The 4,241-nt window shown below is 35.1% G+C and carries 6 protein-coding genes; 5 read left to right on the top strand and 1 reads right to left on the bottom strand.

Going from position 1 to position 4,241, the window contains the following annotated elements:
* Positions 1-253: 253 nt before the first annotated feature.
* The 4 genes from AB1498_06790 to AB1498_06775 all read left to right on the top strand — a co-directional run bounded on the left by AB1498_06790 (position 254) and on the right by AB1498_06775 (position 3,175).
* A complete protein-coding gene (locus tag AB1498_06790) occupies positions 254-751 on the top strand; it encodes a cytochrome c3 family protein (GenBank protein ID MEW6087998.1) in 498 nt (165 codons plus the stop codon).
* A 67-nt stretch (positions 752-818) separates the two neighbouring features.
* A complete protein-coding gene (locus AB1498_06785) occupies positions 819-1,289 on the top strand; it encodes a cytochrome c3 family protein (GenBank protein ID MEW6087997.1) in 471 nt (156 codons plus the stop codon).
* Between the two features lie 37 nt (positions 1,290-1,326).
* Positions 1,327-2,379, top strand: a complete 1,053-nt coding sequence (locus AB1498_06780) for a hypothetical protein (protein MEW6087996.1) — start codon at positions 1,327-1,329, stop codon at positions 2,377-2,379.
* Positions 2,380-2,395: 16 nt separating this feature from the next.
* A complete protein-coding gene (locus AB1498_06775; protein ID MEW6087995.1) occupies positions 2,396-3,175 on the top strand; it encodes an MBL fold metallo-hydrolase in 780 nt (259 codons plus the stop codon).
* Here AB1498_06775 and AB1498_06770 read toward each other — a convergent pair.
* Positions 3,170-3,358 (bottom strand): hypothetical protein, encoded by a 189-nt coding sequence (locus AB1498_06770; protein ID MEW6087994.1) that lies wholly within the window; start codon positions 3,356-3,358, stop codon positions 3,170-3,172. The genes AB1498_06775 and AB1498_06770 overlap by 6 nt on opposite strands.
* 54 nt (positions 3,359-3,412) lie before the next feature.
* Between AB1498_06770 and AB1498_06765 the strand changes: the two genes are divergently transcribed.
* Positions 3,413-4,018: a DUF502 domain-containing protein gene (locus AB1498_06765; protein ID MEW6087993.1), complete on the top strand. Its 606-nt coding sequence runs from the start codon at positions 3,413-3,415 to the stop codon at positions 4,016-4,018.
* Positions 4,019-4,241 lie beyond the last annotated feature (223 nt).

The following is a 4,241-nucleotide window of genomic DNA, read 5'->3' as shown; positions in this document are numbered from 1 at the left end:
TTAAATATTATGCAATTGCCGATGGAATAAAAGAAATATTTGCCAGGTATTCAGGCAAAGTTTTTAATAAAATATCCCAAACAAATAATTTGAATTATCAGACGGCCTTGTTTTGACGCTAAAATTTCGGGGATACTTCACTTTATAAATATTTTTTTATTGACAGTTGTTTTTTACTGGTTATAATTAATAGATGTTTATTTGTAAAAAATTAAATATATAATATTTATATAAAAAGGAGGTGAAAAAGATAATGAAGAAAGCGGCAATTTTGTTTACAATGTTTTTAATGGTTTTGGCAAGCAGTTATTCTGTTTTTGCGCAGCATGATAATAACTGTAAAGACTGCCATAGTATTCATGATGCGAAAGGAGAAAAAATAATCGCGGTGGCTCCTGATACAAAGACCATTAACCCTGCGACAAAAAAACCTTTATCGGGTATTTCCGCATTATGCCAGGGATGCCATATAGGTGAAGGCGGCCCTGAAATTGGTATAATGAAGTCCCATCCGGTGGGAATTGTGCCAAATCCTAAAAGAGCACAGGTCCCTCCTGAATGGTTAAGAGACGGCGGGCTCTTTGAATGCAGCAGCTGCCATGATTTTCATCCAAGTAATCCTAATTATAAATATTTACGAGCTGATGTTGGAGCAAACGGCAGTGATTTAGGTAAATTCTGTGCGGTTTGTCATTCTGATAAACGATCTAAAGGTGAGAAAAAGCCGGCAGCGCCAGCAGAAAAGAAATAATTTAATTGACAAAAAGAGCCCCTTAAAGGGCTCTTTTTGTTGAATACTTTAGTGTTTAGGAGGCGGGATGCGAAAGGTTCTACTTTTAACAACTATTTTAGCGGTTATTTTAAAGCCGGTTTTTGCCCAGCATGATGAGAATTGTACTGATTGTCATAATCTCCATGATGCCAAAGCGCCGTTTAGTATGGCGGTAAAAGCTGACACCACAATAGATAATCCTTATACAAAGGCAAAAATATCCGGCCAGTCGGCAATTTGCATGGGGTGCCATAATGGTTCAGCGGGCCCGGAAATAGACATGAAAAAAACGCACCCCGTTGGAATGAAACCGGACCCGAAAAAGGTAATAGTAGATACTACTGTTTTAAGCAAGGAAGGTATCTTTGAATGCGGAAGCTGTCATGATTTTCATCCAAGCAACACAAACTATAAATATTTAAGGGTAGAGGTGAAAAGTGAAAATATTGGTTTATTTTGCGCATTATGTCATTCTTCGAAAAGGCAGAAAAATTCGCCTAAACCAAGTTTGGAATAGATAATAGAAAATATTTTATTATATCAGGGAAAAGAGAATGAATAGAAAATTGATTTTATTTCTATTGAATATCTTGTTTTTTTGCGGTATCTCTAATGTATCATCTTATTTCGCGGAGAAGGAATTACTGGAACTGTCTAAAAATATAGAAAATAAAATAAAAATGTCAGATATAAAAAAGATTGCTGTTTTGGATTTCATTAATACAAAAGGGGATTTGCCTAATCTTGGGAATTATATCAGGAATAATTTGTACGACCTTTTTTCTGAAAGCAAAGATTTTAATGTAATGCTGAACAGGGATATTAATGAACGTTTGGAGGAACAGAAAATATCCGCAGGTTCATTGGTTGATGAAAAATTTATAATAGATATTTTAGGGGTTGACGCGGTCATTTCAGGGATTATTACCGATTTCCCGGATAAGATAAAAATTAACACCAAATTAATCCTGAAAAACGGGAAACTGCTTGCCGTTTATGGCACAGAAATAAAGAAAAATGAAGAGGACAAACCTCTCCTGGAAAAAATTATCCTGGGAGATGCTTATAAAGAATCATCAAAAAGTATAACCAGTGTATTTTTGAGCGAAAATTATAACACTTACAAACCAAATACCGTTATGGAAAACATCGGCTATGGTTTTGTAATAGAGCAAATAGATAGTAAAAATTCCATTACTTCTAAATCACTGGGAGAGAGGGAATTAATCTGGAAAGTAGATTTCCCTGAAAATTTCAGCTTTAGTTTTAGTTTTTTACCTATATCAAAAGAGAGCCGTATGGACTGCAGTGTGATTTTTGTTGATGAAGATAAAAATGAATTTATAAGCAAATTCAGGATGGGCAGCGGGCAGGCAGAATATATTATGATCCCTAATTCGTCAAAAACCACTGTATATTTTTCATCGTCTAATTTAAACAACATAAAATTTGAAAAAAAGAAAGACATTTATAAAATATTTTTAAATGATAAAGAAACAAACTTTGGGATTTTTACAAGTTATTCACGGTTCAAAAAGGTAATTTTACGGACGGATTTCAGCCAGGGCAAATTTACCGATTTTCAGGGGGTCGATTTAGGACGATAATATAAACGGTGGGATTTTGAATAAAATAAAATTTTTGGGCACTGCCGGAGCAAGGTTTGTAGTGACAAGACAGCTCAGGGCATCAGGCGGGATATGGTTTGAATTAGATGATACAAAATTCTTATTGGATCCCGGCCCCGGTAGTTTGGTAAAATGCCTGTCAAGCAGGCCTAAAAAGGACCCTTTAACACTGGATGGGATTATACTTTCACACCGCCACATAGACCATTCCTCTGATTTGAATATTATGGTTGAAGCCATGACTAACGGCGGCTTTAAAAAAAGAGGGACGGTTATCCTTCCCGGGAACGCTATTCAGGAAGAAGCCGTATTTTTTAAATATCTTCATAACGCGATAGATAAATTAATTATTTTAAAAGAAAAGGCCCGGTTTAAATTAAATAATATAATTATTTTAACAGGCAGGAAATTAATGCATCCGGTTGAAACTTATGGTTTTGAATTTATATATTCAAAAGGAAGAATAGGTTATATCGCGGACACCAGATTTTTTCCTGAACTTGCCGGTGAATTCAAAAGCGATATTTTAATTATAAATACAGTCCGTTTTGATAAAGACCCTGAAAGCGGTAAAATAATTGACCATTTGACTTTTAATGAGGCGGTTTATTTAATAAAAGCGGTTAAGCCAAAACTTGCGGTATTAACACATTTCGGAATGACTATGATTAAAAACAGGCCCTATGAATTGGCGAAAAAAGCAAGTGAAGAAATAAATATAAAAGTTATTTCCGCGTCTGACGGGATGGAAATTGATTTGGATAAGATATTATGATTTATCTTCCGGGTATTTTGGTTTTATATACACGGCATGGAACCACATAACCCCGGTCAGGGCGAAAAGAAACCCGAACATGGATAGTAGAATTACGTCGCTGAAAATGGCAAAGATGCCGCAGATGGTAAACAATAGGATAATAATAAGTTCAATTATTGAAGCAACTGTTATTTTTTTCATAATTTTCCTTTAAAATAAGGGGGCATGACCCCTTGTTAATGTTAGAATAAAAAAATGTTTAAAAAATTAAGAAGATATTTTTTCGCAGGTTTTTTACTGGTTTTGCCTACCGCATTGACCGTTTATTTCCTGCTTTACGTATTTTACCATATTGACGGGATTCTTTACAATTATTTAAATAAATATTTTCATATACGCATACCTGGCGTAGGCTTTTTGATAATTATTATTTTTATAACACTGTTAGGTTTGCTGGCGACTAATATCATAGGGAAAAAAATTATATCTTTGTGGCATAAATTGCTAACCAATACGCCGCTGGTAAACAAGATTTATACGACTATACACCAGATCAGCGAGGCATTTTTAGGAGGCAATAAAAGTCTTTTTAAATCTGTTGTTTTGGTGGAATACCCGAGAAAGGGGCTATATTCGCTTGGTTTTATCAGCAACGAAGCTGAAGGTGAAATACAGGAAAAAACCAGGGAAACGGTCATCGCGGTTTTTCTGCCCACTACGCCAAATCCGACATCAGGCATGCTTATTTTTGTGCCGAAAGAGGATTTGGTTTATCTTGATATGTCGGTTGAAGACGGAATGAAAGCTGTAATATCCGGGGGGATTTATCATCCGCAAAGACAAAATGGACTAAAAATGTAACAGCTACACTTCGATTAAATTGTATTTACGAAAACCCAATCCCAGTTTTTCCGCGTAATCAAGCTGAATATTCCAGTCAATATGAGGGTAAATACCTTTCCTGACTTGTCCAACTCACTTTTTCTAAAAAGACAAAGCTAATAAAATCAATGATTTAGCGATATAAAAGTGTAATTTTGTCGCACTAAGGTATAATAGGAGCATGTTTTATGTTCGTACTGTT

The organism is bacterium, from assembly GCA_040754625.1.
Lineage (GTDB): Bacteria > JACRDZ01 > JAQUKH01 > JAQUKH01 > JAQUKH01 > JAQUKH01.
Note: the sequence above shows the minus strand (reverse complement) of the source record. Positions and strands in the feature narration are given on the sequence as shown.

What these genes read in the sequence shown, in the direction of transcription:
- AB1498_06790 (MEW6087998.1), top strand. Translation starts at nt 254, where the DNA reads ATGAAGAAAGCGGCAATTTTGTTTACAATGTTTTTAATGGTTTTGGCA.
- AB1498_06785 (MEW6087997.1), top strand. Translation starts at nt 819, where the DNA reads ATGCGAAAGGTTCTACTTTTAACAACTATTTTAGCGGTTATTTTAAAG.
- AB1498_06780 (MEW6087996.1), top strand. Translation starts at nt 1,327, where the DNA reads ATGAATAGAAAATTGATTTTATTTCTATTGAATATCTTGTTTTTTTGC.
- AB1498_06770 (MEW6087994.1), bottom strand. Translation starts at nt 3,358, where the DNA reads ATGAAAAAAATAACAGTTGCTTCAATAATTGAACTTATTATTATCCTA.
- AB1498_06765 (MEW6087993.1), top strand. Translation starts at nt 3,413, where the DNA reads ATGTTTAAAAAATTAAGAAGATATTTTTTCGCAGGTTTTTTACTGGTT.